The organism is Thermoanaerobaculia bacterium (genome assembly GCA_035593605.1).
GTDB lineage: Bacteria > Acidobacteriota > Thermoanaerobaculia > UBA2201 > DAOSWS01 > DAOSWS01.
Map to the genome: position 1 here is coordinate 55004 of DAOSWS010000012.1, position 25936 is coordinate 80939.

The 25936-nt window shown below is 52.0% G+C and carries 22 protein-coding genes; 4 read left to right on the forward strand and 18 right to left on the reverse strand.

The window, feature by feature from the left end; translation table 11 throughout:
* Nucleotides 1-11: 11 nt before the first annotated feature.
* The 4 genes from PLD04_07640 to PLD04_07655 are packed head-to-tail and all read left to right on the forward strand — an operon-like array spanning nt 12 to nt 5478.
* The gene (locus PLD04_07640) at nt 12-1745 is read left to right on the forward strand and encodes a SpoIVB peptidase S55 domain-containing protein (protein HXK68205.1); all 1734 of its coding nucleotides are present in this window, start codon (nt 12-14) and stop codon (nt 1743-1745) included.
* Nucleotides 1742-3742 (forward strand): hypothetical protein, encoded by a 2001-nt coding sequence (locus tag PLD04_07645; protein ID HXK68206.1) that lies wholly within the window; start codon nt 1742-1744, stop codon nt 3740-3742. Before PLD04_07640 ends, PLD04_07645 begins: the two co-directional genes overlap by 4 nt.
* The gene (gene coaD, locus PLD04_07650; protein ID HXK68207.1) at nt 3739-4230 is read left to right on the forward strand and encodes a pantetheine-phosphate adenylyltransferase; all 492 of its coding nucleotides are present in this window, start codon (nt 3739-3741) and stop codon (nt 4228-4230) included. The genes PLD04_07645 and coaD overlap by 4 nt, the downstream gene beginning before the upstream one ends.
* Nucleotides 4231-5478 (forward strand): MFS transporter, encoded by a 1248-nt coding sequence (locus PLD04_07655; protein HXK68208.1) that lies wholly within the window; start codon nt 4231-4233, stop codon nt 5476-5478.
* Nucleotides 5479-5498: 20 nt separating this feature from the next.
* On the opposite strand, the gene PLD04_07660 is transcribed toward PLD04_07655, so the two are convergent.
* From PLD04_07660 to PLD04_07745, 18 genes are all read right to left on the reverse strand, one after another.
* The gene (locus tag PLD04_07660; protein HXK68209.1) at nt 5499-5840 is read right to left on the reverse strand and encodes a DUF2007 domain-containing protein; all 342 of its coding nucleotides are present in this window, start codon (nt 5838-5840) and stop codon (nt 5499-5501) included.
* Between the two features lie 10 nt (nt 5841-5850).
* The gene (locus PLD04_07665; protein HXK68210.1) at nt 5851-7794 is read right to left on the reverse strand and encodes a tetratricopeptide repeat protein; all 1944 of its coding nucleotides are present in this window, start codon (nt 7792-7794) and stop codon (nt 5851-5853) included.
* A 57-nt stretch (nt 7795-7851) separates the two neighbouring features.
* Nucleotides 7852-8580 carry a glycosyltransferase family 2 protein gene (locus tag PLD04_07670; protein ID HXK68211.1) on the reverse strand — a complete coding sequence of 243 codons (729 nt, stop codon included), beginning with the start codon at nt 8578-8580 and terminating at the stop codon, nt 7852-7854.
* Complete coding sequence (locus PLD04_07675; protein HXK68212.1) at nt 8561-10186, reverse strand: acyl-CoA dehydrogenase family protein; 1626 nt, start codon at nt 10184-10186, stop codon at nt 8561-8563. Before PLD04_07675 ends, PLD04_07670 begins: the two co-directional genes overlap by 20 nt.
* Nucleotides 10183-12138: a 3-hydroxyacyl-CoA dehydrogenase family protein gene (locus PLD04_07680; GenBank protein ID HXK68213.1), complete on the reverse strand. Its 1956-nt coding sequence runs from the start codon at nt 12136-12138 to the stop codon at nt 10183-10185. Before PLD04_07680 ends, PLD04_07675 begins: the two co-directional genes overlap by 4 nt.
* The gene (locus PLD04_07685; GenBank protein HXK68214.1) at nt 12135-13187 is read right to left on the reverse strand and encodes a hypothetical protein; all 1053 of its coding nucleotides are present in this window, start codon (nt 13185-13187) and stop codon (nt 12135-12137) included. Before PLD04_07685 ends, PLD04_07680 begins: the two co-directional genes overlap by 4 nt.
* Complete coding sequence (locus PLD04_07690; GenBank protein ID HXK68215.1) at nt 13184-14086, reverse strand: hypothetical protein; 903 nt, start codon at nt 14084-14086, stop codon at nt 13184-13186. The genes PLD04_07685 and PLD04_07690 overlap by 4 nt, the downstream gene beginning before the upstream one ends.
* Nucleotides 14087-14099: 13 nt before the next feature.
* Complete coding sequence (locus tag PLD04_07695; GenBank protein HXK68216.1) at nt 14100-15623, reverse strand: aldehyde dehydrogenase family protein; 1524 nt, start codon at nt 15621-15623, stop codon at nt 14100-14102.
* A gap of 67 nt (nt 15624-15690) precedes the next feature.
* Nucleotides 15691-16332: a septal ring lytic transglycosylase RlpA family protein gene (locus PLD04_07700; GenBank protein ID HXK68217.1), complete on the reverse strand. Its 642-nt coding sequence runs from the start codon at nt 16330-16332 to the stop codon at nt 15691-15693.
* A complete protein-coding gene (locus PLD04_07705; GenBank protein HXK68218.1) occupies nt 16320-18428 on the reverse strand; it encodes a SpoIIE family protein phosphatase in 2109 nt (702 codons plus the stop codon). The genes PLD04_07700 and PLD04_07705 overlap by 13 nt, the downstream gene beginning before the upstream one ends.
* Nucleotides 18418-18951, reverse strand: coding sequence for a macro domain-containing protein (locus tag PLD04_07710; protein ID HXK68219.1), 534 nt, complete (start codon nt 18949-18951; stop codon nt 18418-18420). The genes PLD04_07705 and PLD04_07710 overlap by 11 nt, the downstream gene beginning before the upstream one ends.
* Nucleotides 18951-20273, reverse strand: coding sequence for a cyclic 2,3-diphosphoglycerate synthase (locus PLD04_07715; protein HXK68220.1), 1323 nt, complete (start codon nt 20271-20273; stop codon nt 18951-18953). The genes PLD04_07710 and PLD04_07715 overlap by 1 nt, the downstream gene beginning before the upstream one ends.
* Before the next feature lie 96 nt (nt 20274-20369).
* Nucleotides 20370-21224 (reverse strand): DUF4412 domain-containing protein, encoded by an 855-nt coding sequence (locus PLD04_07720; GenBank protein HXK68221.1) that lies wholly within the window; start codon nt 21222-21224, stop codon nt 20370-20372.
* 66 nt (nt 21225-21290) lie between these two features.
* Entirely contained in the window at nt 21291-21896 is a 606-nt protein-coding gene (locus PLD04_07725) for a YIP1 family protein (GenBank protein ID HXK68222.1), read from the reverse strand.
* A 161-nt stretch (nt 21897-22057) separates the two neighbouring features.
* Nucleotides 22058-22714 (reverse strand): isoprenoid biosynthesis glyoxalase ElbB, encoded by a 657-nt coding sequence (elbB, locus tag PLD04_07730; protein ID HXK68223.1) that lies wholly within the window; start codon nt 22712-22714, stop codon nt 22058-22060.
* Between the two features lie 443 nt (nt 22715-23157).
* A complete protein-coding gene (locus PLD04_07735) occupies nt 23158-23586 on the reverse strand; it encodes a hypothetical protein (GenBank protein ID HXK68224.1) in 429 nt (142 codons plus the stop codon).
* Nucleotides 23587-23673: 87 nt separating this feature from the next.
* Nucleotides 23674-24858, reverse strand: coding sequence for a divergent polysaccharide deacetylase family protein (locus tag PLD04_07740; protein HXK68225.1), 1185 nt, complete (start codon nt 24856-24858; stop codon nt 23674-23676).
* Complete coding sequence (locus PLD04_07745; protein HXK68226.1) at nt 24791-25927, reverse strand: S41 family peptidase; 1137 nt, start codon at nt 25925-25927, stop codon at nt 24791-24793. The genes PLD04_07740 and PLD04_07745 overlap by 68 nt, the downstream gene beginning before the upstream one ends.
* Between the last annotated feature and the right edge of the window lie 9 nt (nt 25928-25936).

Below are 25936 nucleotides of genomic sequence, written 5' to 3' on the forward strand. Positions count from 1 at the left end.
GAAACGGTAGCATGTTCAAAGGATTCCGTCAATTCGCGCTCTTCATTCTCCTCGGTTCTGCGACCCTGGCTGCCCTCGATGTCTACCCCGTTCGCGATGTCCAACCCGGCATGAAGGGGCGGGCGCTCACAATCCTTCATGGAGAAGAGAAAATTGAATTCGATGTTGATATCCTGGGAGTTCTCTCCGAAATCGCCCCGGATTATCCAATCGTGCTCGGCCGAATGAACCATCCTGATCTTGAATCCGCCGGTATCGTAGCAGGGATGTCCGGCTCTCCGGTCTACATCGACGGTAAACTGCTCGGTGCCATTGCCTATGGATGGGGTTTTTCCAAGGAACCCTTCTGCGGGATCACACCGGCCGAAGTCATGTTGCAGCGACGTGCGATACGGACAATTCCCCTTCCACCGTATGACAGAGTTATTTCTCTGGCTCGAACTTCGAAATGGGAAGAATTACTTTCCCTGATCACGGATACGGCGGCCTCTGCCAGTGCAGGATATTCATCCCTTACCCCGCTCCCCTTACTCCTCCATGGTCCGGCATTTTCGATGACCTCACCCTATTTTGAAGCCCTGGGATGTACGGTGTCGGGAGGAGGAGGCATGAAAGCGACATCCACCCCTCTCCATTCCCTTGAACCGGGAGATGCAGTGGCGGCGGCGATGGTGATCGGCCCCCAGTCCCTCTTTGCGTCAGGCACCGTGACTTCAGTCGAAGGGGAAGATGTCATGGCTTTCGGACATCCCTTCCTCGGAATCGGAGAAGTTTCGTTCCCCATGGCTCGCGCTCATCCTGTTCTGACAGTCCCAAGCCTCTTTCGAAGCTTCCGTATGTCCAACATGGGAACCATCATCGGTACGTTTACCCACGATGGGCGAAGCGCGGTATCGGGACGGCTGGGAGAAGAAGCGCGTATGATTCCCGTCACCATCAAAGCTTCTCCAGGTCGTACCGAATCGTTCCGCATTGCAGACAACCCGGCCCTTGCACCCATGCTTGCGGCATGGACCCTGCAGACCTCCCTATCGGGGCATCCGGCTTCCGGCGGTACTGGAACGTACGAATTGCTTCAGACCATGGATCTTGGAGAATCAGGCAGCGTCACCGTGAGGGAAAACTTTTCCGGAGACGGTGCCCTTAAGGAAATGTCGGCCTACTCAATCGGTGTTCTGGCCTTACTCCTTCAGAATCCCTTCCAATCGGTTCAACTTCGCTCGATGGACATCGAAATCGGGTGGGACTCAAAAGTCAGTTTTGCGAGGATTCGATCCCTGATTCCAGATCACGGCCGGGTTACACCGGGGGAAAAGCTATCCCTTGCGCTATCACTGGTTATGAATGATGGTACGGAACGAACGGAGCATCTGGTGACAAGAGTCCCGGCATCTCCTCAGGGGCTGGGATTGACGCTTTATGCCGTTTCGGGGACCTCACTGGGCGCTCTTATGGATAGTCTCACAAAACAGAGCGTAAGCTCCTACAGCGGTCTGCTGACCTTTCTTCACTCTCTTAAGCCGTCGAATACCCTCCACCTGGTATGGGTTTCACGCAGGCCGGGGATCCGCAGTGAGGATCTCTATATTCCGGAAGCCGGCCCCAGGATGAAAACCCTTCTTCAGGGAGGAACCAACCTCCCCTACTCCGTTTCGCCTGAATCGGCTCTTACATTTCCCTATCCTGTGAGGGGCTGGGAAAAGATCGAACTGGCAGTCCATGACCATCCAGGAGGTGGATCATGAAACGCATTGCCCTGGTACTTTTCCTCCTTTCTTCTCCATGGCTTTACTCTGCTTCAAAAACATGGAATCTGAGTGATTTCAAGGCATGGAGCATTGGTAAGGCCAACGGGGTCTGGATTACCGACCGCGGACTGACTCCAGGTCCGGGATGGAACCGCATTGTGGGTCTGGAAGAGCTCCTCGTAACCGACATCACGCAAAACGGGAAGGATCTTTATATTGCCACAGGCACGGAAGGTAAAATTTACCGAATCCGTGGAGAATCGGTAGAACTCGTAGCCGATCTGGATGATGCTGTCGTTTCTGCGATCGCCGTGAAGACGCCGGGTGAGCTATTCGCAACGACCCTGGACACCCGGGGCCTTCTGGAGATTAAAAACGGGAAACCGGAGACCCTGCCAGATTTTGACGGGCTCACGATTCGTGATCTGGCAATTACCGATGGAGTCCTTTACGTGGCTACCTCCAACCCGGCCGCACTCGATTGCTGGGACGGAACCCGGAGAAAACGGATTACTGAATTTCCGGAAGACGTCGCCGTCGTCACCCTGGTACCGGATGGACAAGGGGGTGTTTACGGCGGAACGTACGGGAGAGGCCTCCTTTTTCATGCAGACGCACAGGGGGCGATTCAAGTGTTGTGGCAGGATGATCTGGATGAAATCTCCCAGATTGCCCTGGCTCCCTCCGGAGACCTCTATTTCCTCTCGAATGCCAGCCCGGAGGAAGAATCCAGCAATGATAAGAAGGAAAAGAAGCCCAATGGAATGAAGTCCCGGTTCAACGTGTACCGAACGAACGGAGTCCTGGAACCCCTAGTTTCCTATACGGATAAAATTCTGGTATCTCTCACCTTTGATTCCCTGGACAATGTCCCTCTGTACGGAACGGCAGCCGAAGGTGAGATCTATGCCTGGCAAAACGATCGCTCCGTTCTCGTAGCAGATCTGGAGGATGAATCGATCGCCGGAATCACGCAGGACGCTGTCATCACGCAGGAAAGTGTTGCCATTTACAGGCGAACGATGGATATGGAACATACCTATGAAAGCGATTCCCTTGATGCGGAGGGACAGGCTCGCCTGGGTGAAGTGGTTGTCCGGGCTTCAGGTACCTACTCCATTGCCTTTCGATCCGGACAGACCCGAGATCCCGGCCCGACCTGGAGTGATTGGACCCGGGAGTGGAAATCGTCCCCCTGTTCCCCCCGTCTCTCCGGTAGGTATGGACAGTTACGAGTTTCTCTTGAATCCGGAACCGTGGTGGAATCTGTGGCTTGGACGTATAATCCGCTCAACCTGGCTCCGAGGATTGAATCTTTCGATGTCCTGAGTCCCGGAGAGATCTATCTGAAATCGGGTTATCAGCCCCAAAACATTGTGATCCAGGCAACCAACCCTGATCAGTACGGGATCTTCACGACTCTGGACAGCGTCCCCGCTGAAGCTTCTCCATCCGTCAAGGGAAAAAAGGCCTTCATGAAGGGGTACAGAACTTTCGCATGGCAGGTCAAGGATCCCAATGGGGATGAAGTCTCCGCTTCGCTCCATTATCACCGGGAGGGTTCGACAGACTGGGTCGAAATATTTAAAGATAGTCGAGATACTTTCTTTTCATGGGACACCATGGTCCTTCCCGACGGGCCGTACCGATTCAAGCTGACGATTTCAGACCAACCGTCCAATCCTAAGGAAGAAGCTCTTACCATCGAAGAGGTTTCCCCTCTGGTCATCGTGGACAACCATCCACCCTCTATAACCTTTGAATCGACAAAGGAGGGTTGGATTATTCATGTGACAGATCTGTTGAGTCCTCTGGCGAAAATAGAGGCAAGCCGGGACGGAAAACCATGGGAAATGCTTCAGCCTTCCGACTCCATTCTGGATTCAAAAAGCGAAACCTTTCACGTGTCCGGCGGAATGCAGACACTGGTCATACGGGCGACCGATACCTTCTATAACACGGAAACCGCCGCGCTTCCCCGGGGCAAACCATGAATAATCTCGTCGTCTATCCCGGCACCTTTGATCCCATCCATAACGGACATCTGGACATTATTCAACGATGTCATCAGATCTTTCCCGAGGTCATCGTCGCCATTCTTCAGAACGAAGAAAAACAGACTCTCCTGTCGGTAGCGGAAAGGTTGGACATAACCCGGCGCCTGTTAGAACCCCTCCCCAATTGCCGTGTTGTTTCCTTCCAGGGACTCCTGGTTGACTTCATGAAGCGTCATAAATCTCACATTATTGTCCGCGGCCTTCGAGCAGTGTCGGATTTTGAGTACGAATTCCAGATGGCGATGATGAATCGCCATCTGGAACATAGCGTGGAGACTGTATTCATGGTCCCTGCCGAGAAATACACCTTTCTCTCCAGCCGTGTCGTAAAGGAAGTTGCACGTCTCGGGGGAGATGTCGGAGACCTGGTACCGGGAATCGTCCGTGATCTCCTTCTGAAAAAGTTCAGACCTCAATCCCTCTGAATGTTTCGCAGGATTTTCGTTAACTCAAATATTGCCTTGCTTTTCTGGGGGCAGGTAATATCTCAGGCCGGCGATTCCATGTACCAGATCGGCCTGATCTGGCTGGTACTTGAACTGACGGGTTCCCGGACCATCACCGGGGTGCTCGCGAGCTGTTCCTACCTGCCTTTTCTCCTCTTCGCCCTTCCGGCCGGGGCCCTTGCGGACCGGAGGTCTCGAAAAGGTATCATGCTGACCGCAGATCTTGTTCGTTTTTTCCTTGTACTGACCATTCCGATTCTCTACAGCCTCGGATTCCTCACCATTCCGATTCTCGCTGTTATTACCTTCTTTGTTGCTGGATTTGCGTCGCTCTTTTACCCGGGACGGGATGCCTACATCACAGAACTTGCCTCGGAGGAAGATCTTTCCCACGTCAATGCTTTGATCCAGACCTCCTGGCAGCTCGCCGTTCTTCTGGGTCCCGCACTCGCAGCGATCCTTCTCCCCCACACGGGAGTGATCCATCTATTCACAGCAGACTCTCTCACCTACCTCCTTTCCTTCACCGCAATCCTCCTTCTGAAACCTTTACGGCCCTTTCAGGCAGACCGCACAGGCTCCAGCGGGACAATGAAGGATATGACCGAGGGAATTTCTTATGTTCTCCGGGATCCGCGGATCAGGGTCGTAATTCTGATCACTGCCCTGAACAATCTGATCCTGATGGGGCCCGCCATTGTTGGAATTCCCATTTTTGTCCGGGATGTTCTGAAGCTTGACGCCATTCACTACGCATGGACCGAAGCGGCTCTGGCGGGTGGCGTGATCATCGGAGCCCCCCTGATGGCCTACTTTGGGAAAAGGCTTCATCTGGGACGAGCGCTCCTCTGGGGTGTCTTTCTGGATGGAATTACCTATTTGCCTCTTTTCTTTATCCGCAGCTTTACATGGACTATGATTGCGATCTTTTTCCATTCCATCTTCATTCCTCTGGTGACCGTGACGCGGACGACCCTGATCCAGGTATATGTCCCGGACCGGCTGCGGGGCAGGGTCTTTTCAATCATCCTCATGTGTGTGATTGGAGGCAGTGCCATCTCGTCTGCACTGACGGGGATCCTTTCCGAATGGATTCCGATCCCCCGGGTCTTCCTGGGCATGTCTCTCCTGGCCGCCTCCTGTGCGTTGCCCGGTATCTTCTCTCCCGCCCTCCTTTCCGCACGAGGCCCGGTACGGTCCGAGAAATCGGAGCATCTTAAAGAGTAAGTTCTTCAGGTTTTACAGGTTCAGGTCGTGTAGACCTGACCCGGTCTTGAGGTTCCGCACTTCCAGCAGTCGGTAAATTGGCCTTCCAGGGATTCGTGACAGTTCGGGCAGACCCAGTCGTCTCGAACCCCTGATTCATCCCTGTCCGGTTTTCCAAATTCTTTGAGAATCTCTGCCGCTTCACCCTCCCTCTCGTCATCATGGATCCATACGGACGGAAGGGTGTCAAACGTCACCGGAAGTTCTCCCCGGGCCCCCCAGAGGTCTTCTCCACGGACTTCGGCGGAAATGCCGCGGGATTCCAGTATTCCCCGCACAATATGTGCTTCTGCAGGATGCCGGGCAATGAAGACCTGTTTCATCTTCTATCGATCAGGAACTGAGCACCTGCTTCAGATTGGTCACCGCCTGGTTGAACTGCTGGTGGTAAACAGAGGTTTTTTCAAAAAACCCCAGTTCACTCTGCATTGAGGCCGTCAGGTGATCCGTGATCGTCGCCCCCTGGGAACGATGAATCCCCTGGAGATAAGAAAGGAATCCGTTTCGATCCACCCGGAGAAGAGCGCAGGGTTCCGCTGTTACGATGGTTACTGCGGAAGCCTCCCCGCAGAGAGCCGCAATCAACCCGGCAGCGGATCCCATAACGTTAATCTTTCCGAGAGTCATCCCCATGGCGGATCGGATTTCCAGCGACCCCTTTGCAAGGACATAGAAAGACTCCGTAAAGTTTCCCGAGGTCACCAATTCGATTCCCCCCTCAACCTGGTCCCGTTCGATGGTCTCCCAGAGATTGGGGATATCCTCATCCCTTAAAAATTTAAAGAAAGACAACTTTTTGAGAACCTGCATGCCCTTGGTCATTCTGGGAGACACCGGTTCCTTCGGTTTCGAAGGAGCCGGTGCAGGTCGTACCGACGACTGCTTTCCGGGATGAGGGGCTTCCGATGGTTGCCGGGATACGGGCACATCCGGGACAGGGTGCGGGAGTGTCGGGGCTGCCGTACTTCTGGAGTCCAATTCCTTCTGCACTGTAACCAGAAGGTTGCGCGCGTCTTCCATGGAGAAGTCGATCGAAATGATCTTTTCAAGAAGGTTCTTCGCCCGCTCCAGATCCCCCATTTCATGCAATGCAGCGGCAATTTCGTAAAAAAAGGTAATATTTTCATGGTGCAGGTCATAGCTGGCAATAACCTCATCCATTCGCTTCCGTGCAAGGTCGAGAAGTCCAATCTTGATAAATGCCTGAGCAATAATTCCTGTAGCTTTCATATACTCAGATGCTTCGGTTGGAATCCTCTGCAACAGAGACACGGCCTTTTCATGGTCTCCCAGAAACTGGTAAAGACGACCCGCCTTGTAATAGTCGCCGTCCTTTTCGTAATTTTCTCCGGCTTTGGCAAAGTTTTTCAATTTGTAATAGGTATCCGCCGCCGTTCCATAGTGTCTGGCCTTTTCGTAAAGAACGGCCGCCTTTTCATACTCACCGATCTTGAAGTAAAGTTCTGCCGATGCTTCAATGTTTCCCGCTTTTTCGTACGCCATGGCCGCTTTTGGCCAGTTTTCGGACTTTTCGTAGGCCATGGAGGCGATTTCAGCCTCCCCGGCTTCAATGAAAAAGTCTCCGTACCGGGTCACAACTTCCCGATCATTATGGACAAGGGAGAGAAGATGGTAACCCTGACCATGGAGGCGTTTCAGGTAGATATCCTTTGCCAGCGGCATGTTATCGGAAACCAGTGCAAGATGGAATGCCCGCTCAAATTGTCCCGCCCGGACCATAAGCTCTGCCGCCTTACCCGGCTCCCCGGCCTTTTCAAATATGGAAGCAATCCGCTTGGCGTCATTGAGGGATAGTAGAGCAGAATCTTCGGACCGTTCCAGGAGAAATCTGCGATAGGCCTTTACGGCGGATGTGTGGTCCTTTAATTCTTCAAAAATGGCTCCGGCGCGGAGATAGTCCCCCGCCTTCAGAAACATCTTTGCAGCCTTCACGAGATCCTCGAGTTTGACAAATACTTCGCCGGCTCGATGGTAGGACTGACCTTTCACATAGGCATCCGCGGCCTTGAGCAGTTCCGGGATCCGTTCGTAATACTCTGCCGCTTCAGTAAACCGTTCCAGCTTGTAACAGAGATCTGCCGCACGACGCCAGAGTTTCTCCTGCTGATATATTTTTAATGACTGTTCCGTCAGGCCTGCCTTTTGATAGAGATAAGCCGCTTTTTCAGCTTTTCCGATCTGATAATAGAGGGAAGCCGCTTCTTCATACTTGCCGTTCAGCTCCAGCTTGAGGGCCTTCTCATTTTTATCACTCACAGTTCCATTATACATGGGTCAGGGAGGATTCGGAACCACACCGGACTCAAGTTCCTTTCAATTTTCGGGCTTCCAGGAAGCGAGATCTTTTCGAAGAGCGCGCATTCCTTTTAAAGTTCGACAGATTGTCTTTACACTCACCGTGGAGGAACCCAGCTTGCGAGGATGATGGGTTACGGGGACTTCGATTACGCGGGCACCGATAATTCCAGCTCTGGCAAAAAACTCGGCGTCAATCACAAAATGGTCGGCTGTGAGCGGTATCATGCTCAGGAATTCTTTGCGATAGAGCTTAAAGGCGCAGTTGATATCCCTTGCCCGGATACCCAGGATTGCTCGCTGAAGGAGATTGTACGTTCTGGAATAGATTATCCGGATAAAGGGGTCTTTTCGATCCTTGCGATATCCCACCACCATATCGGCTCTGTCGATTTCTTCGTAAAGCTTCATAATTTCATGCAAATCAAACTGGGCATCGGCATCAGAATAAAAAATCAGGTCATATCTGCATGCATCAAATCCCGTTCGCAACGCCCAGGCATAGCCCCGGTTCGGGGTGTAGGATATCACTCTGAGGTTGCGATGTTCACCTTCCAGCCGTTTAAGAATCTCCAGCGTGTTGTCTGTTGATCCATCATCGACTACGATAAGTTCCCACTGCACGCAGATATCTACCAGCGCCGAGAGAGCCTCGTGGATACTGACCTCAATTGAGGTACTTTCGTTATAGGCGGGAAAGACCGCGGAAAGTTCTCTGATCCTATTCTTAGAGGGCCCAACGTTCATGAGGGAATCCCCCTCCCTCATAGATCAGGGAAGAGATCTCATCTTTAATTTCGTCGGCGGCGTGTTCCTCCGCATCCATCGCGTATCGAATCTTTGGGAGAACAAGCTCCAGGTATCCCCTGGCCAGAGCCAGGGCCTTCGAATTGTCTCCTGCTGCGGCTGTTCGAGCCAGGACTGCGGCACCGCTGTAGAGACCGGCGACTGCGTCTGCAATCCGTTCAAGGTGATATTCCATCTTGTAGGCCTCGGGTCCGTGCAGTTCGACCAGTTTCATGCATCGTGCTCCAAAACGTGAAGCAAGGCGATCGAGTTCTTCGGCATAGGGTTTCAGCGAATCGGGTGAGAACCCGGCAAAGGACCCGCCGGAAGGTTTCGTCTCTGACCCGAGAATCCGGGCCGCATGTTTCAGTCCGGTGTATCCGGCATACATGCGATTGACTTCGTTGGTTCCCTCGAAAATCATGTTAATCCTGGCATCCCGCAGGAATCGCTGGTACGGATATTCATTCATATATCCGTTTCCGCCGGAGACCTGCAGACACTCATTGATAATCCACCACAGCGCATCAGTGCAGAAAAATTTGCTAACGGCGGTTTCCGTTGAATAATCTCCGATATTTCCATCAACCAGGGAGGTCGTATGATAGACCATGGATTCCATGGCGTAAATCGTGGAGGCCATCGCGTAGAACTTGCTCCTGATCATCTCGAGTTCCGCAATGGGAGCACCAAACTGCCTGCGCTGAAGAGCGTGGTCCGTGGCGAAGCGCATGACTTCTTTGGCCGCTCCGATACAGGAAGCCGAAAGGGATGCGCGTCCTGTGTTGAGGATTTCCATGGCTACCTTGAACCCTCTGCCCTGCTTGTAAAGGATATTTTCCGGAGGTACCTTCACATTCTCAAGAATCAGCTGGGCAGTTTTTGAAGCCCGCAGACCAAGCTTATCCTCGTATTTTCCAACTGAAAATCCGGGCATGTCCGATGTCACAATAAAGGCAGTAACAATACCCTGACGTCCGGTGGAGGCAAAAAGGGTGTAGATGTCTGCCATCCCGCCGTTGGTAATCCACTGTTTTGTGCCGTTCAGGACAAATAGGTTCTCATTTTCGTCGTACTTTGCTACGGTTTTCAGATTGGAAGCATCGGATCCTGCATCCGGCTCGGTCAGAGCATAGGCCGCAAGCTTTTCCCCTGTCGCAAGATCAGGAAGAAATTTCTGTTTTTGTTCTTCATTTCCGAACAGGATAATGCCTTTCATTCCGATAGATTCATGAGCACCGATCGTGATGGAAGTCGAAGCACAATGTCTGGATATTTCCTCCATGACGCGGCTGTACGCTGTCAGGGAAAACCCATACCCTCCATACGCTTCAGGAATGATCATGCCGAAAATTCCCATCTCCTTCAGACCGTCCAGGACTTCTTCCGGAATCACACCCGCTTTATCGATGGCTTCCCCATCAATGGACTCCTCTGCGAACTTCTTCACCTGATCCAGGAACATGTCCACGGTTTCCCGTTCATCCGGATTCATCGAAGGATACGGGTGGATTCCATCAGGATCCACGATGCCGGCAAACAGGTTTCGGATGAAATTTTCGTTCATGATTCTCCCTCAAATATGGATTTACTTGACTCGATAAGATGCATCAGGGTGTTGGAGGGAAGATAACGCGGGCTGTGATCCCGACTCCACTCCTGTAACCTGGCCGCGATATGGGGCCAACCCAATCCTTCACAATAGCGCAGAGGGCCACCGTAACGGCGGGGGAATTGTATCACGGATGCAAGAGCTACATCCAGGATACGGGGATCCTGAACGGTTCCTTCATCCAGAATACGGAGAGCGTCCTGGGAAAGAATAAAGAGCAATCGTTCATGAATTTCTTCCAGATCCATTTCAGGCAGTTTTCTACCTGTTTTCCCGAAATAACGATAGAGCTTCCGGTTTTCCCTGACGGCCTTTCCATCCTGGTAGAGATAAAAGCCATCTTCCGTCCGCTGTCCCAGATGACCCCGCTCCACAAGAATGTGGAAGGTGTCGGAAAGTGTAAACACATGGGGTCGAACGCGAATCGTTTCCTGTGCTGCGACCAGAAGAGCATCATTCCCGATCGAATCTGCGATTTTCAGAATTTCACCGCCTCCGATTTGCGCCAGAGCCGCGTCAATTTTCCCAATGGTAAGCCCCTCCTCCATCAGGGAGAGTGCTTCATTCACCAGCTGCGCCAGCAACCGTTTCATTACACCACCGGGTCCGTCACTGACGGGAAGAGGAATCCATCCGAGTGCCTGCATGATCTGGGAAAGCCAATCCCGAACAGATTTCCTGGTCCTGGAGCCAGATACGATCTCCGCCACCGGTTGCGTGATTCTCAGACCGATGGTAAACCCTGGTTGCTGGCTTGTCTTGTGGACCTGCGACATCGATTGCGCGATATTCAGTACCGTAATGGGAACAGGATTAGGGAGGCTGGCAGAAACATCTCCCAGAAGGTGATCTTCTCTTTCTCCCAGAAGAATCCAATCGGCCCGGGTGATTCCCGCTACGCGGTCGGAGGCGGATATCATCTCCCTGTCCATGGAAGATTCCTTGAAAAACCGCTGGAGAGATTCCAGTCTGTTTTCCACGATTTTAATGCGAATTCTCTTATGAGAACATCGTTGAAGAATGTCATTGGAAAGAGGAAGGCTGTTTATCGCCAGGACTCTGTGCAGGGTTTCAGGCAGAGGAACGCTGTGCATAACCTGTTCCGCGTTCAGGATGTGAAGAAGACAGTTCGATGTGTCTGGAGACATCCAGAGATCGCGTGCCCAGGCATGATACATGGCAGGAGAAAATTCATTCCTCAGGCAGTCCTGATGAAATTTTACAAGTTCTGCGAACAGCGGATCCCGTTTGTGAACCGTGGAAGATTTCCATCGAGCCAGGCGCTGAAGGAAACGGTTTAAAACCCTGGGTGTGCGGATTGCATACCTTCTTCGCATTCCATTTCGTTTCAGGTCTTTACGGATCTGGTCCAGAGTATGACGTTTCAGGACAAGTTCCGGTACGATCGATACAGGAAGTTTACGCAATAGTAAACTCGGATCTTCGCCCAGGAGAATCGACTCCGTTGCGGACCACCCCGCCCTGTTCCAAAGAACATCCAGGGAAGCCTCAGCAGGCGGAAGATCACGATGGGGACGCCGCACGGTCAGGAATTGTTTCTCTGTGGAATAAATAGATACGGCCTTCAGTGCCAGAATCAATCCAATACCATCGATGGTTTCCCGAATGGAAAGATATAGTGGAAGGGTAATTCTTTCGATCGTTTCAATCGCAGAACGGGCGGCATCCTGCCAGACCGTCAGTTCATCGGGCTGTCGGAGGATCTGGAGAAAATCGGCGGCTGATAGATTTTGAAGAGAAATGATGTGAATCTGAAGAGCCTTGACATCGCCTCGCTTATCGATCTGGTCCAGGCGCTGCCCCAGATCTCGCAGGACTTCCAGGGAGGCAACACTCCGTTCCAGATTTAATACGGCAATACCGTCGTTCGTGATTTCCAGGTTCATGAAAGACTCTTTGCCCTCAAGGCGAAACCCTGACCTGGAACATCGTTGAGAAGGAGAATAAAACGCTCTCCGGATGAGACCGGGAAGGTTAGAAGGTGCCTCATTTCCGCCGGACCCGGCGCCCAGCCATAAGCGAGATCTCCTCCGGGGGGATTCACATGATCTGAACTTTCCATCAGGCAATTCTTCAATCCCAGATAGGACTCACAGAAGGTATCGTTTCGCATCAATCGGAGCATGGAGAGAACATGGGAAGCGGTCCATTCGGGGATTCCGTAGCCCGCCAGCTTTTCCAGACCGCTCAGTAAATGGGGAAGAGCCATCAGGGATGAGAGGGAGGCAAGCTTCTGTCCCGCATGGCCGTGCTCAATCGCCTCCAATTCAAGTAAGGCGCCATCTCTTTCCTTGCTGAGGAGGATTGCTCCACCGCCCACGGCGGGGCGAGCCGTATTTCCCTCCGTCACCACCGTATAGGGTTCGGGAAAGATCAGATTCATTTCTGTGAGAGTTTCACGGGTCAGAACATGCCCCAGGAGCGTGTCCTGAATATGGGTAATACCTGTAGTGGGTTCCACCAGAAGGTAACTCCAGGGAAAGGACACAGCGGCCTTGGTGTGTCGGACGTAGCGTTCAGCCGACTGGAAAGACCAGTCATCCAGGGTATTACGATCCAGGCTGAACTGTTGAGCCAGGTTGTCCCCTTCTCTCTGGAGGGTTCTCAGCAGCGAGCGATCCGGAATGGATACGGTGATGATGGCAACCGTGGACACTTCGGCACTCACCATGAGACGATGAGCCAGGTAAAGAGCACGTCCCACGGGACATCGCGGGCTGTTCACCGTGACAAAGGGAACCTGATCCTCATGAAAGTGTTCGGTGATTCTCTCATTCAGGACCGTATTCGTTGCGACAAATACGGTATCCACCTCACCCAGGGGAAGTTCGGAACGATCCAGAATCTCATCCAGAAGCGAGCGCAGCAACCATTCCGGAGTTGAGAAGGAGGTGACAAAGGGAGAAACAATCCCGCTTCGAAGATAGACACTCATGCGGAGTGACGTTCTCTGGCGCAGCGCTCCAGCCGGTCTTTAACATCTGTTCCTATAAGGCAATCCTTTGGCGAGGCAACCCCTTCCAGGCATAGAAGTTCACGTCCGAGAAACCGTTGATTATCTTCCCCATCGAGGACATCGACCAGGATTCCACGGGAGCAAGCGACACACCGTTCCGGTTGATCCCGGAAGGTTTTACTTCCAATTCGCAGCATCAGATCGAGGTAATGATGATCCGAAGATTGTTTCTGTTGAGCCATGGCCATACGACGGGGACGCGAGAGGATAAACCTTCCACGGTCTATGGAAAGCTGGGCTTCTCCTTCCAGCTCCTGACCTTCGAAGATCTGGAGGCGTTCCGATTCCGAGCGCGTCAGATTGAGATAGAGGCGATCCTGGAAATGGGTGCGTCCAATGTATCCCTTGTGGAAAACGGCAAGAAGACCCCGGGAGCGGAAGAATTCACCCCGTTTTCGCACAATTTTGACATAACAGGGTTTTAAAAGAGCCACGCGTCCAAAGAACGACACCCGTGTTCCTTCGATCTCGTCCACCCACCATTTAAAATGACGATAGTGAGTGAAAAAATCGTCCCGAGCGGACCCCTTCAGGACCAACTCGGGACGATACGCTTCCTTGATATCGTAAAAATGCTGGCATCCCCCGCATTTTCTTCCCGCATGGCGATATCCTCTCGGACACTTTTCCTGTTTCTGGATCTTCTTACAGGACCAGCGGAGATAGATGCATCCTTCCGGATGACAGCCCTTTTCTTCCATCACATGGTGCACCGAAACCGTGTAAGAGAATCGGGCATGGCTCATGTGGCGGCAGCGAAAGACATCCTGTCGCTTGAAAAGGTTTCTGGTTTCCGGGGGTTGGTCGGCAAGTCTCACTCAATCAGCCGGATCAGCCTTCAACATCAAACTTGACACCCTGGGCAAGGGGAAGAGAGGCTCCCCAGTTCAGGGTGCAGGTCTGTCTGCGCATGTAGACCTTCCATGAATCGGAACCCGCTTCTCGGCCACCGCCGGTTTCCTTTTCACCCCCGAAAGCTCCGCCGATTTCCGCACCTGAAGTTCCAATGTTGACATTGGCAATCCCGCAATCACTTCCGCGCGGAGAAAGAAAGGTCTCGGCATGCTGGAAATTGTTTGTGAAGATGGCTGAGGACAATCCCTGCACGACGCCGTTATGGATTTCCAGAGCTTCCTCGATGTCTTCAAAGGGCAGAACATAGAGGATCGGGGCAAAGGTCTCGTCCTGGACGATCTTCATATCCGGGCGCGCCTTCACAATGGCCGGCGTGATGTAATGGCCTTCACGATCAAGACGTTTGCCGCCACAGAGAATCTCTCCACCCTGTTCACGAACGAGCTGAAGAGCCCGTTCCATTTCCTTGATAGCTCCTTCATTCACAAGCGGTCCCATGAGATTCTTTTCATCCCAGGGATCTCCGATGGAGATGCTTCCATAGGCGCGCATCAGGCGATCCAGAAATCCCTTTTCCACATCCTTGTGGATGATCAGGCGCCGAAGGGATGTGCATCTCTGCCCGGCCGTTCCCACGGCAGCAAAGAGAACCGCGCGAAGAGCCATGTCGAGATCGGCATCCCGGTTGAGGATGATGGCATTGTTTCCACCAAGCTCCAGAATCGTCCGGGCCAGGCGCTTTCCCATGACTTCCCCAATTCTGTATCCCATCTGGCAGGATCCGGTGGCAGAGATCAGCGGGATGTTGCGATCGTGAATCATGGCCTCCCCCACAGAAGAACCTCTGCCAATCGTCAGAGTAAAGATCCCGCTCAGGCCGTTGGCTTCCATGATCCGGTTGCAAATATGCTGAACCGCGATCGCCGTCAGAGGAGTCTCAGAGGATGGCTTCCAGATCATCGTATCGCCACAGACAGCTGCAATTGCCGCGTTCCAGGACCAGACCGCCACGGGAAAGTTGAAGGCGGATATGATACCGATGACACCCAGGGGATGCCACTGCTCAAACATGCGGTGTTCCGGACGTTCCGACTGGATGGTCAGCCCGTACAGCTGGCGGCTTAATCCAACAGCAAAATCACACATGTCAATCATTTCCTGGACTTCACCAAGACCTTCGGTCTTGATTTTTCCCATTTCCAGGGTCACCAGCATGCCCAGGTCTTCTTTGTGTTCGCGAAGGGCGTTACCCAGCTGACGAATGATTTCGCCCCGCTTGGGAGCCGGCACCATTCGCCACGTCTTAAAGGCCTTTGCCGCCTCATTCCGAACGACTTCATAATCTTCCGTTGAGGCCATCATTACCCTGGCAAGAGGCTTTCCGTTGGCCGGGTTGTACGATACAAGTTCTCCACCCCCCGGCTTTTCGATCCATTTTCCGTAACAGGCCCCACTGTTCACTTCCTGGATCCCTAGCCTCCGTAGCAGATCTTCAAACATGCATACCTCCTGTATAAGAATAAAGTCGCCCTATTTTACCAGAAGGGCGTTTGATTTATTGGAGTGGTTACTCCTCCCGGATGATGACCTGGATATTGTGTTCCTGAAGGACGGACGCGGCTTCGCGAGCCCGATCGAGGGTATCGAATGATCCCACAAGGACCCTTGTGTATTCCCCGAAGGTTGCGAGATGGGCTCCCGGCAGAAAAGCTGATATTTTATCTCTCAGGCGTGAGGCATTTTCAAGATCCTTAAATGCACCCGCCTGAACGACAAAGGAGAGTCCGGGATCGGGAAGAGAGACCTCCGCCTCTGTCGGCGGCGGGGGGGAAGGCATTGCACCGGAACGGATGTAGAGGTAGACCTCTGCAATTCCCAGAGCGTCCATCCCCAGTTCCTTTGCTGCCGCATACGAGAGATCGATTATGCGACCCCGGATAAAGGGACCCCTGTCATTCACCTTCACCGTTACACGCTTTCCCGTTTCCGGGCAGTACACATCGAGCCAGGTTCCAAAGGGAAGATTCCTGTGGGCAGCCGTCAGGCGATGCATGTCAAAGATCTCTCCCGAGGCGGTCGGGAGGCCATGAAAGGATTTGCCATACCAGGATGCGGTTCCCTTCTGGTAGAGAGCCGATTCTTTCCCCGTCTTGCATCCGGTAACGGAGAGAAACAGGGCGAGAAGAACAAGCAGGCTCAGGTTACGCATTTTGCAAGAATCAGGGTCGCGTCTTTGATCAGGTCCGATGTACCGCGGAAAGAAGCCCAGTCTTCCGTGAATACTTCCAGAATTTCCTCCAGAGGACGATCCTTGTTTAATTCAAGGACCATTCGGAGACGATGATTTCCATAGAAGGCTCCTTCCCCATTGTCAGCTTCGACGATTCCGGGCGTGTAAAGAGCGATCAGTGTGGAGCGTGTCAGCACAATTCCATCATCCGTGAAGGGATGGTCATGTTCCACTCCCAGGGCGATTCCCGTCTCTTTCAGAAAGGAGACCTCTCCTTCGGGGTGGATAATCAGAGGTGGCGGATGGCCCGCGTTAAGGTAAGTCAAATGGTGGGTGGGCTCAGAGTAGTCAAGGAAACAGGCCGATATACTGAGAGTATGATCTGTGCAACAGCATAGATGACGATTGAGACGCATAACCATGGGGAGCAGAGTTTCTGAATCTTCCGCGAGGAGGCGGAACGCACCCTGAAAGTTGCTCGCAAGTAATGCTGCCGGCAACCCGGCGCCGGAAGTGTCCCCGAGAAGAAGCCAGAGACGGGATTCACTCAATTTAATGAAATCAAAGTAATTTCCGCCGATAATATTGTCTCCAAAGTGTTTGAAGGCAATCTTCAGTCCGGGAAAACGCACAGCTTCCCCGGGCAGGAGCTTCCGCTGAACTTCCTGGGCGATCTGCAGTTCTTTTTCCACACGCAGGCGGTCAAAGGTCTGCTCATGCATCATGGCATTTTCCAGAAGTGTTGCGGCGTGGGCTCCAATTTCCTTAACGAAATCGGCATCTTCGTCGTTGAATTCACCACCCTCAATTTTATTCAGCAGCTGAAGAACACCGGCAATCTCTCCGCGGTACGAAAAGAGAGGTACGGTAAGAATCGTCCGGGTCGTATATCCGGTTTCCTTGTCCACTTCGGGATTAAACCTTGGATCCGAATATGCATCACGGATATTCAGAACTTCTCCGGTCAGGGCGACATGACCGGCGATTCCCTTTCCAAGGGGTACTTCAATTCTTACATCCTTGTCTCCTGCGAGAATTTTACTCCAGAGAATGTTACGTTTCTTGTCCAGAACAAAGATCGTTCCTCTTTCTGCAGCGATTTCTCGAATCGCGGTCTCCAGCATAATGTCCAGAAGCTCGTCGATACTCGTTGAGGATGAGAGAGCCCGATGGGTTTCCAGAACAGCCATCGTCTTTACCATTCTTCTCTGGGTCGTATTCAGCTCAAGCAGAATCTCGTCCACCAGAGTTCCTTCATATTGCTCTATGGCGTGAAGGAAATCTTCCGCAGTCTGGTAACGGTTCCTGGGATCCTTCTCCATGGCGCGAAGAATAATATTTTCCAGACCCTCGGGAATATCTGAACGGTACAGGGATGGAGGCTGCGGAGTGTCTTCCAGTACCTTGTCTAAAAGCCTATAGACATCTGTATCCTCGAAAGGAACCTCTCCGGTAAGCATCTCGTAAACGATCACACCGACGGAGTAGAGGTCAGTTCGCCCGTCGACTTGCTTTCCACGGATCTGTTCCGGTGAAAGAAACTCAGGCGTCCCCATGATGGGAGCACCCTTTTCAATCGGTTGATCCACAGCCCGGGATATTCCGAAATCCATGATAGCCAAATGGCCGGTTTCATCCACCATGATGTTTTCAGGCTTGAGATCACAGTGGATGACTCCCATCTTGTGGGCGGCAGCCAGTCCACGGAGGATCTGCCTCAGGAGGTTCAATGTCTGACCAACGCTGTAAAGACCTTTACGAATTTGAATTTCCTTGATGCTCTCTCCTTTGAGGAGCTCCATGGAAATATATTCTTCTCCATCGATCTCTTCAAGATCGTAAACTCTGCAGACATTTTCATGGGTCACTTTCCGTGCCAGGAGAATTTCCTGACGAAGACGTTCCAGATCCATGGATTCTGCTTTGGATCGAAGCATTTTAAGAGCAACGGGAACATTCAGCTTCAGATCGGTCGCCTTGTAGACAACGCCCATTCCACCGAATCCCAGAACCTTATCGATTCTGTATCGGTCTCCAATGACGTCACCCGGTTTGATTGAATGTCTATCGTCCATTCAGCATCTCCTGGGCCATCCGGGCAAAAGTGTCAAATGCCTCCTGCCCATACAAACATAATACAACACGATCCAGAATCGAACCAGCACGGAGTCTCTGTGCGAGTACCGTCAGAATGATTCTCGCTGCACGCTCCATGGGAAAACCGAAAATCCCCGTGGAAATGGCTGGCATTGCGACGGTTTTCAGATTCTCCTGTTCTGCAGCATTCAGGACGGATTCTACAGCCCGGGCCAGTTTCGCATCTTCCTCCCCTTCTCCCCACCTGGGGCCCACAACATGGATAACCCTTCGAGCCTTCAGCGTACCCGCGGACGTTATAACAGCACTGCCGACGGGGCAGAATCCGATCTGATCCGACTCTTCCTGAATCGTCGAACCACCACGACGCACAATCTGGCCGGCGACCCCTCCTCCATGCTTCAGGTGTTCGTTGGCGGGATTGACAATAGCATCTTCATCCCGGGCAATGATATCCCCTTCAAGAATTTCGAGCAGGGTACGCCCCAGCCTGTAGTGCATTATCCCTTCTTGAGAACGTCCTTAATCAGGGCTTTCAGCTGGCCCTTCTTTATTTCTTCCAGGTCATAGCGAACCCGAACGGCCGGTTTGTTGATCTTCAGCATCCGGGAGAGATCGATGGGAGTACCGATGACGACGGCATCCGCGTCGACTTTATTCAGGGTGCGCTCGAGATCACGGATCTGATCATCTCCATACCCCATGGCAGGAAGAATTTCCGAGCAATGGGGATATTTCTTATAGGTCTGAGCAATGCTTTTCACGGCAAAGGGAACCGGGGAAACGATTGATTTCACCCCCGCCGCCTTGGCTGCCAGGTAACCCGCTCCATAGGTCATCCCTCCGTGGGTTAATGTCGGACCGTCCTCTACGACAACCACACGCTTACCCTTGATGGCTTTGACATCGGAGACGGTAAAGGGAGAGTTTGCTTTCAGGATTTTCGCGCCCGGGTTCAAACGTTTGCAGTTGGCTTCCACTTCTTTCACCTTCTCGGGATCCGCAGTGCCTACCTTGTTAATCAACAGGACATCGGACATGAGAAGATTGGCCTCTCCCGGATGGTAGAGGATTTCATGGCCGGGGCGATGGGGATCTACGAGGGTGATGTGAAGATCGGACTTGTAAAAGGGAAGGTCGTTATTCCCACCATCCCAGAGGATGACATCCGCTTCTTTCTGGGCCTTCTTCATAATTGCCCCGTAATCGACTCCGGCGTAGACGATAAAGCCGTTTTCAATATGGGGTTCGTACTCTTCCCTCTCCTCAATCGTGCATTGATGAAGGTCGAGATCTTCCAGCGAAGCAAAGCGCTGAACTGCCTGCTTGACAAGGTTTCCGTAGGGCATGGGATGGCGGATCGCGACCACCTTTTTCCCCATTTCCTTAAGAAGATTGGAAATATAACGACTGGTCTGGCTCTTGCCGACTCCTGTTCGAACCGCGGTAATGGCAATAACCGGAACCTTGGATTTGATCATCGTGTCCTCTCCGTTCAGAAGGACAAAATCAGCACCATTGGCAATACAGAGAGAGGCTTTGTGCATTACATAGGTATGCGGAACGTCACTATAGGCAAAAACGACCTGGTCAATTTTCTTCTTCTTGATAATGTCGACGAGCTCCGATTCGGGGAAGATCGGAATTCCCTTGGGATAAAGACTTCCCGCCAGCTCAGGAGGGTAGACTCGTCCCTCGATGTTGGGAATCTGGGTGGCCGTAAATGCGACAACGTTGTAGTCCCTGTTGTCCCGAAAAATCACATTAAAGTTGTGGAAGTCCCTCCCTGCAGCTCCCATGATGACAACCTGCTTCCGTTTCATGACACCTCCTCTTTCATTGTAAATTCCTCGACATTGTCTCAAATCTTATTTGAAATGTCCACGACGGAAGGCTCGCAGGCTTTCCCCTTCTTTACTTCACGATTTAAACATGTCAAAAATGGACTTTTTCTTCCCGCCTTCTTCCTTGTCATTTCCTTCATCGGACTGCATGGTGGGGATCAGTGGAACTTCGCGGTAGCCTTCGGGAAGGAGAAAAAGATCATCGGCAAGGGATTCCGTTTTGATGGACGTCACGTCGTAGTTCTGGATCGTAGTCGTAGTTTTCCCTTTCTTATCCTCAGATACGGTCGTGATGATCGATTTCAGCATGAACCCGGGAACCGCGGTCCGGGATTCTGCTTCGATGAGTTTATCCAGATCGGCGAACCCCGTTTTCATTCGGGATTCCTGAAAGAGATCGCGAATCGGAAGTTCGATGGCCTGTGTTGTCCAGACTTCCTTTTTCGATTTCTGGTCGGATACCTGCTTCATAAAGAGTACCTTGACCTTCATTCTGTAGGAAGAGTTGACGAGATGATGTTCACAGGGGTAACCGAGCAGAGTCTGATCATTGGAACCCCGCGTGTGATTGACCTTCACATCCTCAATGGAAATTTCCACCATTTCTCCCAGAGACTGCATCAGGGAACCGAGAGACTGGGAAAGACTTTCCGCATCAAATCTCGTGTATGTTTTCTCCTGCGGATTGACAAGATAGATGGCTTTCCCGTCATTGGAAACCATGAAGGTGCCTGTTCCCATCATCGGGTTATCCGATTCGGTGAACTCGACTCGGAAGAGTGCGGGCTCCTTCAGGTAGACCGTACCATTCATCGACATGGAGCCGGACTGTGTCTCAGCTTTTGTGGAACTTGTAAAGGTGTAGGAAATGTCAGCAGAAAGGGATGCGGCAAGCAGGATGATCAGAGACAGGAAGAATAAACGTTTCATGGAGAAACTCCTTGTATTGAATAGATTCTCTAAAAGAAAAACCGCGACGATGAGCCGAATATTTCCTTATTGCATGGAACGAGCAGCCCCGGCCAGGCTGGCCAGACCCACGCCGAAGACCATGGTGATGACTGCCACGCAGAGGCAGCAGAGGGCTAACACCAGAAAAGGCGTGAGAACAGCTTTCCAGGTTTCCGTGCGGTGAGCCTGTTTTAATCCGACGATATAGAGGATAAGGGCCCAGATTCCACCAATCATTCCACCACAGAAGGGAATGATCTGCGCCAGGTTTGATGTACTGGAATAGGCCACGACTTTAAAGGTTGCCTCGAAGCCTTCCTCTGCATCACCCAGTATCTTCCCGGCCAGGAAGAGAAGGCCTGAGACGACGAAAAGTCCGATCAGAATCAGGATAGGAGCGAGGATGACAAAGACAAACTGGACGCCCCCGGAAAGCATCATCCCGCCAAAGGCCTGGCGTCCCGCCATGGGGAGTGTAATCATGCTCTGTAAGGCCATACTCCAGATGAAGTTGAAAATCGCCCCGATCCATCCAACGATGACGGCATATAGTATTGGACTTCCCCAGTCGCCGTTTTTCGTATGGACGAGAAGAGACCGACTGGGTTGGTAATGACCATTTTGACAGTCTCGATCAGTGCTTTGCCCAATCCGAGTTCTTCCCGTCTTTCCCAGGGGTTGTCCCCTACCGGAGGCGGCGGAGGGGAAGAAAGATTAAAACCGCAGGTACCGCAGACTAACGAACCTTCCGGCACTTCTCCATTACAGCGTGGGCATTGAGTCATGTTGATCTCCTTCCTCGATGAGTAGGTTCATACCATCTTCAGAACGGCTTCGACAAGAGCGTCGATTCCGTCTGCTGCTTCCGAAATATGGCCCGCAAGCATATAGGCCGGAGTTGAAACAATATGATGCTCTTCGTCGATGACACACTTCTCTACCGGACAGGCCACATGGCGGGCTCCCATTTTCTGGAGAGCGCTGGCCGTTCCTTCATCCGTTCCAATCGTGACCTTGACGGACGAGGGTCCGAATATTTTCGCTGCGATGGCAGGGGCGATACATACAAACCCGATGGGCTTTTTCGCCCTGGACATTTCCTGAACCAAACGCATGACTTCCGGATGTACATCACTATCCGCTCCCCTGACCGCAAAGGATGAGAGGTTTTTGGCTGCGCCGAAGCCCCCGGGAAAGATGAGAGCATCCAGATCCCCAGCCTTTACCGTCGCAAGGTCACGGATCTTGCCACGAGCGATCCTGGCAGACTCCACAAGAACATTTCGTGAAGATCCTTCGTCCACATTTCCTGTTAGATGATTGATCACATGCATTTGAGGCTGATCGGGTGCCATGAAAATGACCTCGGCCCCCCTGCGATCCAGGGAGAGAAGGGTCAGCACCGATTCGTGAATCTCCGCTCCGTCATAGACTCCGCATCCTGATAAGACAACGCCTACTTTAGCCATAAGAACCTCCTTTTCCCTGCTTCTCCGAAACAGTATATCATTCCCCTTTCCTTTGCAAGTCCGTCATCCTGTGGATAAGACTGTGGAAATTTCTGTGGATAACTCCAGAAGTTGCTGGCAGTAGAATACTTGTGTCGGCAGGGCTCAGAACGACACGTAAAAATGAAAAGCCCGGTCCTGTTGACGATTTCATCCACGATACTTTTCGGGACAGGACATCAGGATTCAGATCCTGGTGTGAAATTATTTTCCACAATGGGATCAGTTTTGTCCGTTTTTCCCCCTGGGTTCCGATGTACGATCTCTCTGATACATAACAGGATCGGAGCGAGAAGAAGTCGTGAAAGAAGAGTGCCCACCATCAGGACAAGAAGAATGAGCAGAAAAAACAACAAGCTCAGGAGAACTTTCATTGTGTCATGCTCCGATGGGCAGAGAGGGGTTCAGTCAGTCTCTCCCCGTAATATGCGTAGCGCCTCTTCTGCTGTATTGGCAATTCTGGGATCCGATTCTCTCTGAGCAACGGTAAGGCGCCCCATGAGAAACTCATCTTTGGTGTCAAAAAGTGTCGGGTTGTCCCGGATAAAGGTAACGATTTCCCGTTTCTCATCGATTGTCCCTTTCTCCAGGAGTGTATAGAGCAGACGGAAGTACGTTCTCTTTTTCGGGTTGGGCCCAAGAGCATCGGGATGGAGTATCTGAAAGAGGATCATGTTCCTGAGCTCGAGGTCCGTGGACAGTATCGTTTCATTGGCAATCTGAAACCATTCTGTCGAACCAACTTCCAGTTTTGCGAGAATGGAAGGACCGTACCCTTTCATTCCTTTTCTGTAAAGAGCTAATTTGATTTTGTCCATGAAGGAAAGTTCCATGAAATCCTCCCGACTTGGGTTCTGCTCCTTAGTATACACGATCCCTACCCCCATCCCCAACTGATCGCGAACGAAAGTCTGCAGGATTCAGTGATCACCCTCAGGTTCATGAATTCCTGAATGAAGGCGATTCACGAGGTCCTGCAGGGTAGTAAAATCGATTTTCTTTGACAGTTCGGGTAAATCTTCACGAAGAACGGTAAGTGTGGAGGGATGGGGGTGGCCGATCGCTACCCCGTATCCCTGACGTTTCAAAAGCGTCATGAAATCTTTTAATTGTCGCCGAATGTAATGAGGTTCAGCCAGATCGTCCAGGAAGACATTTCTCGAGATTGCAGGCACTCCGTATTCCCGGGCGGTCTCTTCAGCAACGGTAGCGGCTGTCGTGCGGGAATCCAGAAAGAGAAGACCCTTCTGCTTCGCAAAGCCCATGACAAACTTCATGAGCTCTCCATCAGCGGTAGCTGCGGAACCCATATGGTTATTGAATCCTGCCGCCCAGGGAACCGAGCGCAGATTTTCCGCAAGCACCTGTTCTACCGTGTCGCGGTCCATGGAGACCATGAGAGCCCCTTCACCCGGATTATGGTACGGTTCTCCCTCCGGCTCCATGGGCATATGGCAGATGACTTCCTGTCCCAGAGCATGAATCTCTTCCGCCAGGGTCTCGGAGTGGGGCAATCTGGGAAGAATGGCGATCGTAAGAGGCACCTGTATGCCTCGAATGAACTTCAGGAAGTCCATCCGATAGCCGACATCATCGATGACGATTACAGCCACCGGGCGCGCGGAAACCTGAACATTTCGTTTCATGGAAACTGGAGCGGCAACCCTGGCCGGGGAAGCGACAAAGTAAAGCAGGATTTTCCCGTGATCTCCCATGACTTCGAGCGAAGATAGACCATATCCCCCCTTTTCCGTGACCAGGGTGCGTTCCTGGACCCGGATACTTTCAGGAAGGCGCTTTTGGAGAAGATTTCGAATGGATTCAACTTCGGCTTCATTTTCCTCAACCCGAACCTTCCAGATCTGCCCGCTCCCGTTCACGCCGATTCTTTCCGGAACAAGTCCTCTTTCTTTAAGCAGGAGGGAAATGGTGTCAACAAAAAGGTCAGGATGGTCCCGCTGTTGTTCGACGGAATAGAGGGCAACCAGAAGGACGATTCCGGTCAGGATTAAAACGGAAAAGATCAGGGCGGGGTAATTAACCCCGGGTCGCCTGGAGGATCTCTTCTGCTTTCTCGAAGTACGCGTCTTCTTGATTCGGACCACGGTGGATTCTTGAAGAAACGGGACTGTCCGGTGTCAGACCCTTCCCGTGAATAATCGTATCCTGAATATGGAAGGAGGCTATGGTCACCCACAGTCCGCCCTCTTTTAAAGGAATAAACTTTTGCATTCCAACCAGCCCTGCCGTGGTTTCTCCGACAAGAGTCACGCCGTCACTTCCCTGGAGAAGCCCGGCAAGAAGTTCAGCAGGGCCTGCCAGGGAGTTGTTGACAAAGATGACAAAGGGTCCGTGTTCGACCGGCTTCACCCGTGTGGATATCTTTTCCGGTTCATATTTTTTTCCCTGAAGTGTCACGCTTTTATCCGTGACGCCAAGATAGCCTGCGAAATCCACTGCACTCTGATAAGATCCGTTCACTGCCGAACGCAAATCCAGGATAAAGGGGGTTCCCTTAAGAGATTGCAGACGATCCAGAGCTCGGCTGACACTCTCTTCGTTCACAGTATAGAGGGTGAGAACGGGAAGCTTTGCATGGTCGGAATCTTCATATACCGGCAGTGTGAAAGGGGTAAGGTTCAGTGTAACCTGTGTCGGTTCGTCATCATCATTGCGGACAAGACCGAGAACAATTTCTTCACCCCCGCTGCCCGCGAGGACAGACTCGATTTCCCATAATCCCAGAGGTCCGGTGTCTTTATGACCCACCTGTTCGAGAATATCCCCGGTTCGAATGCCGGAGGTATCAGCGGGACTGCCTTTGATGACCGACAGCACATAGGTAAAGTTCCCGGATCTAGCCAGCCTGATCCCGCTCTCCCGTTTTTCCATGGCCTGATAGGCTCGAAAATCTTCAATCCGGTCGGAGGGAATATAGTACGAAATCCCATCCAGGCTGGAAACCAGTCCCTCCATGGAAGAACGCAATAGATCAGAAGGTTGCATCTCTTCCACATATTGTGAACTGGTGATGGTGAATGCCTGGGTAAAAATTTTCAAGAGATCGTAGGTTTCTTCTTTTTCCCTGGTGGAATGAAAAACCAGGTCCGAAAGAACCAAGCCGGTCACAAGAAGAAGAGAACAGGCGAGAAGAAAATTTCGGCCTAATTTCATGGGACTATT

Bases quoted from the DNA above. Each gene is read 5' to 3' on its own strand.
- PLD04_07720 (HXK68221.1), bottom strand. From the start codon at position 21,224: ATGAAACGTTTATTCTTCCTGTCTCTGATCATCCTGCTTGCCGCATCC.
- PLD04_07710 (HXK68219.1), bottom strand. From the start codon at position 18,951: ATGCACTACAGGCTGGGGCGTACCCTGCTCGAAATTCTTGAAGGGGAT.
- PLD04_07640 (HXK68205.1), top strand. From the start codon at position 12: ATGTTCAAAGGATTCCGTCAATTCGCGCTCTTCATTCTCCTCGGTTCT.
- PLD04_07705 (HXK68218.1), bottom strand. From the start codon at position 18,428: ATGGACGATAGACATTCAATCAAACCGGGTGACGTCATTGGAGACCGA.
- PLD04_07715 (HXK68220.1), bottom strand. From the start codon at position 20,273: ATGAAACGGAAGCAGGTTGTCATCATGGGAGCTGCAGGGAGGGACTTC.
- PLD04_07660 (HXK68209.1), bottom strand. From the start codon at position 5,840: ATGAAACAGGTCTTCATTGCCCGGCATCCTGCAGAAGCACATATTGTG.
- PLD04_07680 (HXK68213.1), bottom strand. From the start codon at position 12,138: ATGAACCTGGAAATCACGAACGACGGTATTGCCGTATTAAATCTGGAA.
- PLD04_07745 (HXK68226.1), bottom strand. From the start codon at position 25,927: ATGAAATTAGGCCGAAATTTTCTTCTCGCCTGTTCTCTTCTTCTTGTG.
- PLD04_07700 (HXK68217.1), bottom strand. From the start codon at position 16,332: ATGCGTAACCTGAGCCTGCTTGTTCTTCTCGCCCTGTTTCTCTCCGTT.
- elbB (HXK68223.1), bottom strand. From the start codon at position 22,714: ATGGCTAAAGTAGGCGTTGTCTTATCAGGATGCGGAGTCTATGACGGA.
- PLD04_07695 (HXK68216.1), bottom strand. From the start codon at position 15,623: ATGTTTGAAGATCTGCTACGGAGGCTAGGGATCCAGGAAGTGAACAGT.
- PLD04_07685 (HXK68214.1), bottom strand. From the start codon at position 13,187: ATGAGTGTCTATCTTCGAAGCGGGATTGTTTCTCCCTTTGTCACCTCC.
- PLD04_07670 (HXK68211.1), bottom strand. From the start codon at position 8,580: ATGAACGTTGGGCCCTCTAAGAATAGGATCAGAGAACTTTCCGCGGTC.
- PLD04_07675 (HXK68212.1), bottom strand. From the start codon at position 10,186: ATGAACGAAAATTTCATCCGAAACCTGTTTGCCGGCATCGTGGATCCT.
- PLD04_07645 (HXK68206.1), top strand. From the start codon at position 1,742: ATGAAACGCATTGCCCTGGTACTTTTCCTCCTTTCTTCTCCATGGCTT.
- PLD04_07735 (HXK68224.1), bottom strand. From the start codon at position 23,586: ATGGAACTTTCCTTCATGGACAAAATCAAATTAGCTCTTTACAGAAAA.
- coaD (HXK68207.1), top strand. From the start codon at position 3,739: ATGAATAATCTCGTCGTCTATCCCGGCACCTTTGATCCCATCCATAAC.
- PLD04_07655 (HXK68208.1), top strand. From the start codon at position 4,231: ATGTTTCGCAGGATTTTCGTTAACTCAAATATTGCCTTGCTTTTCTGG.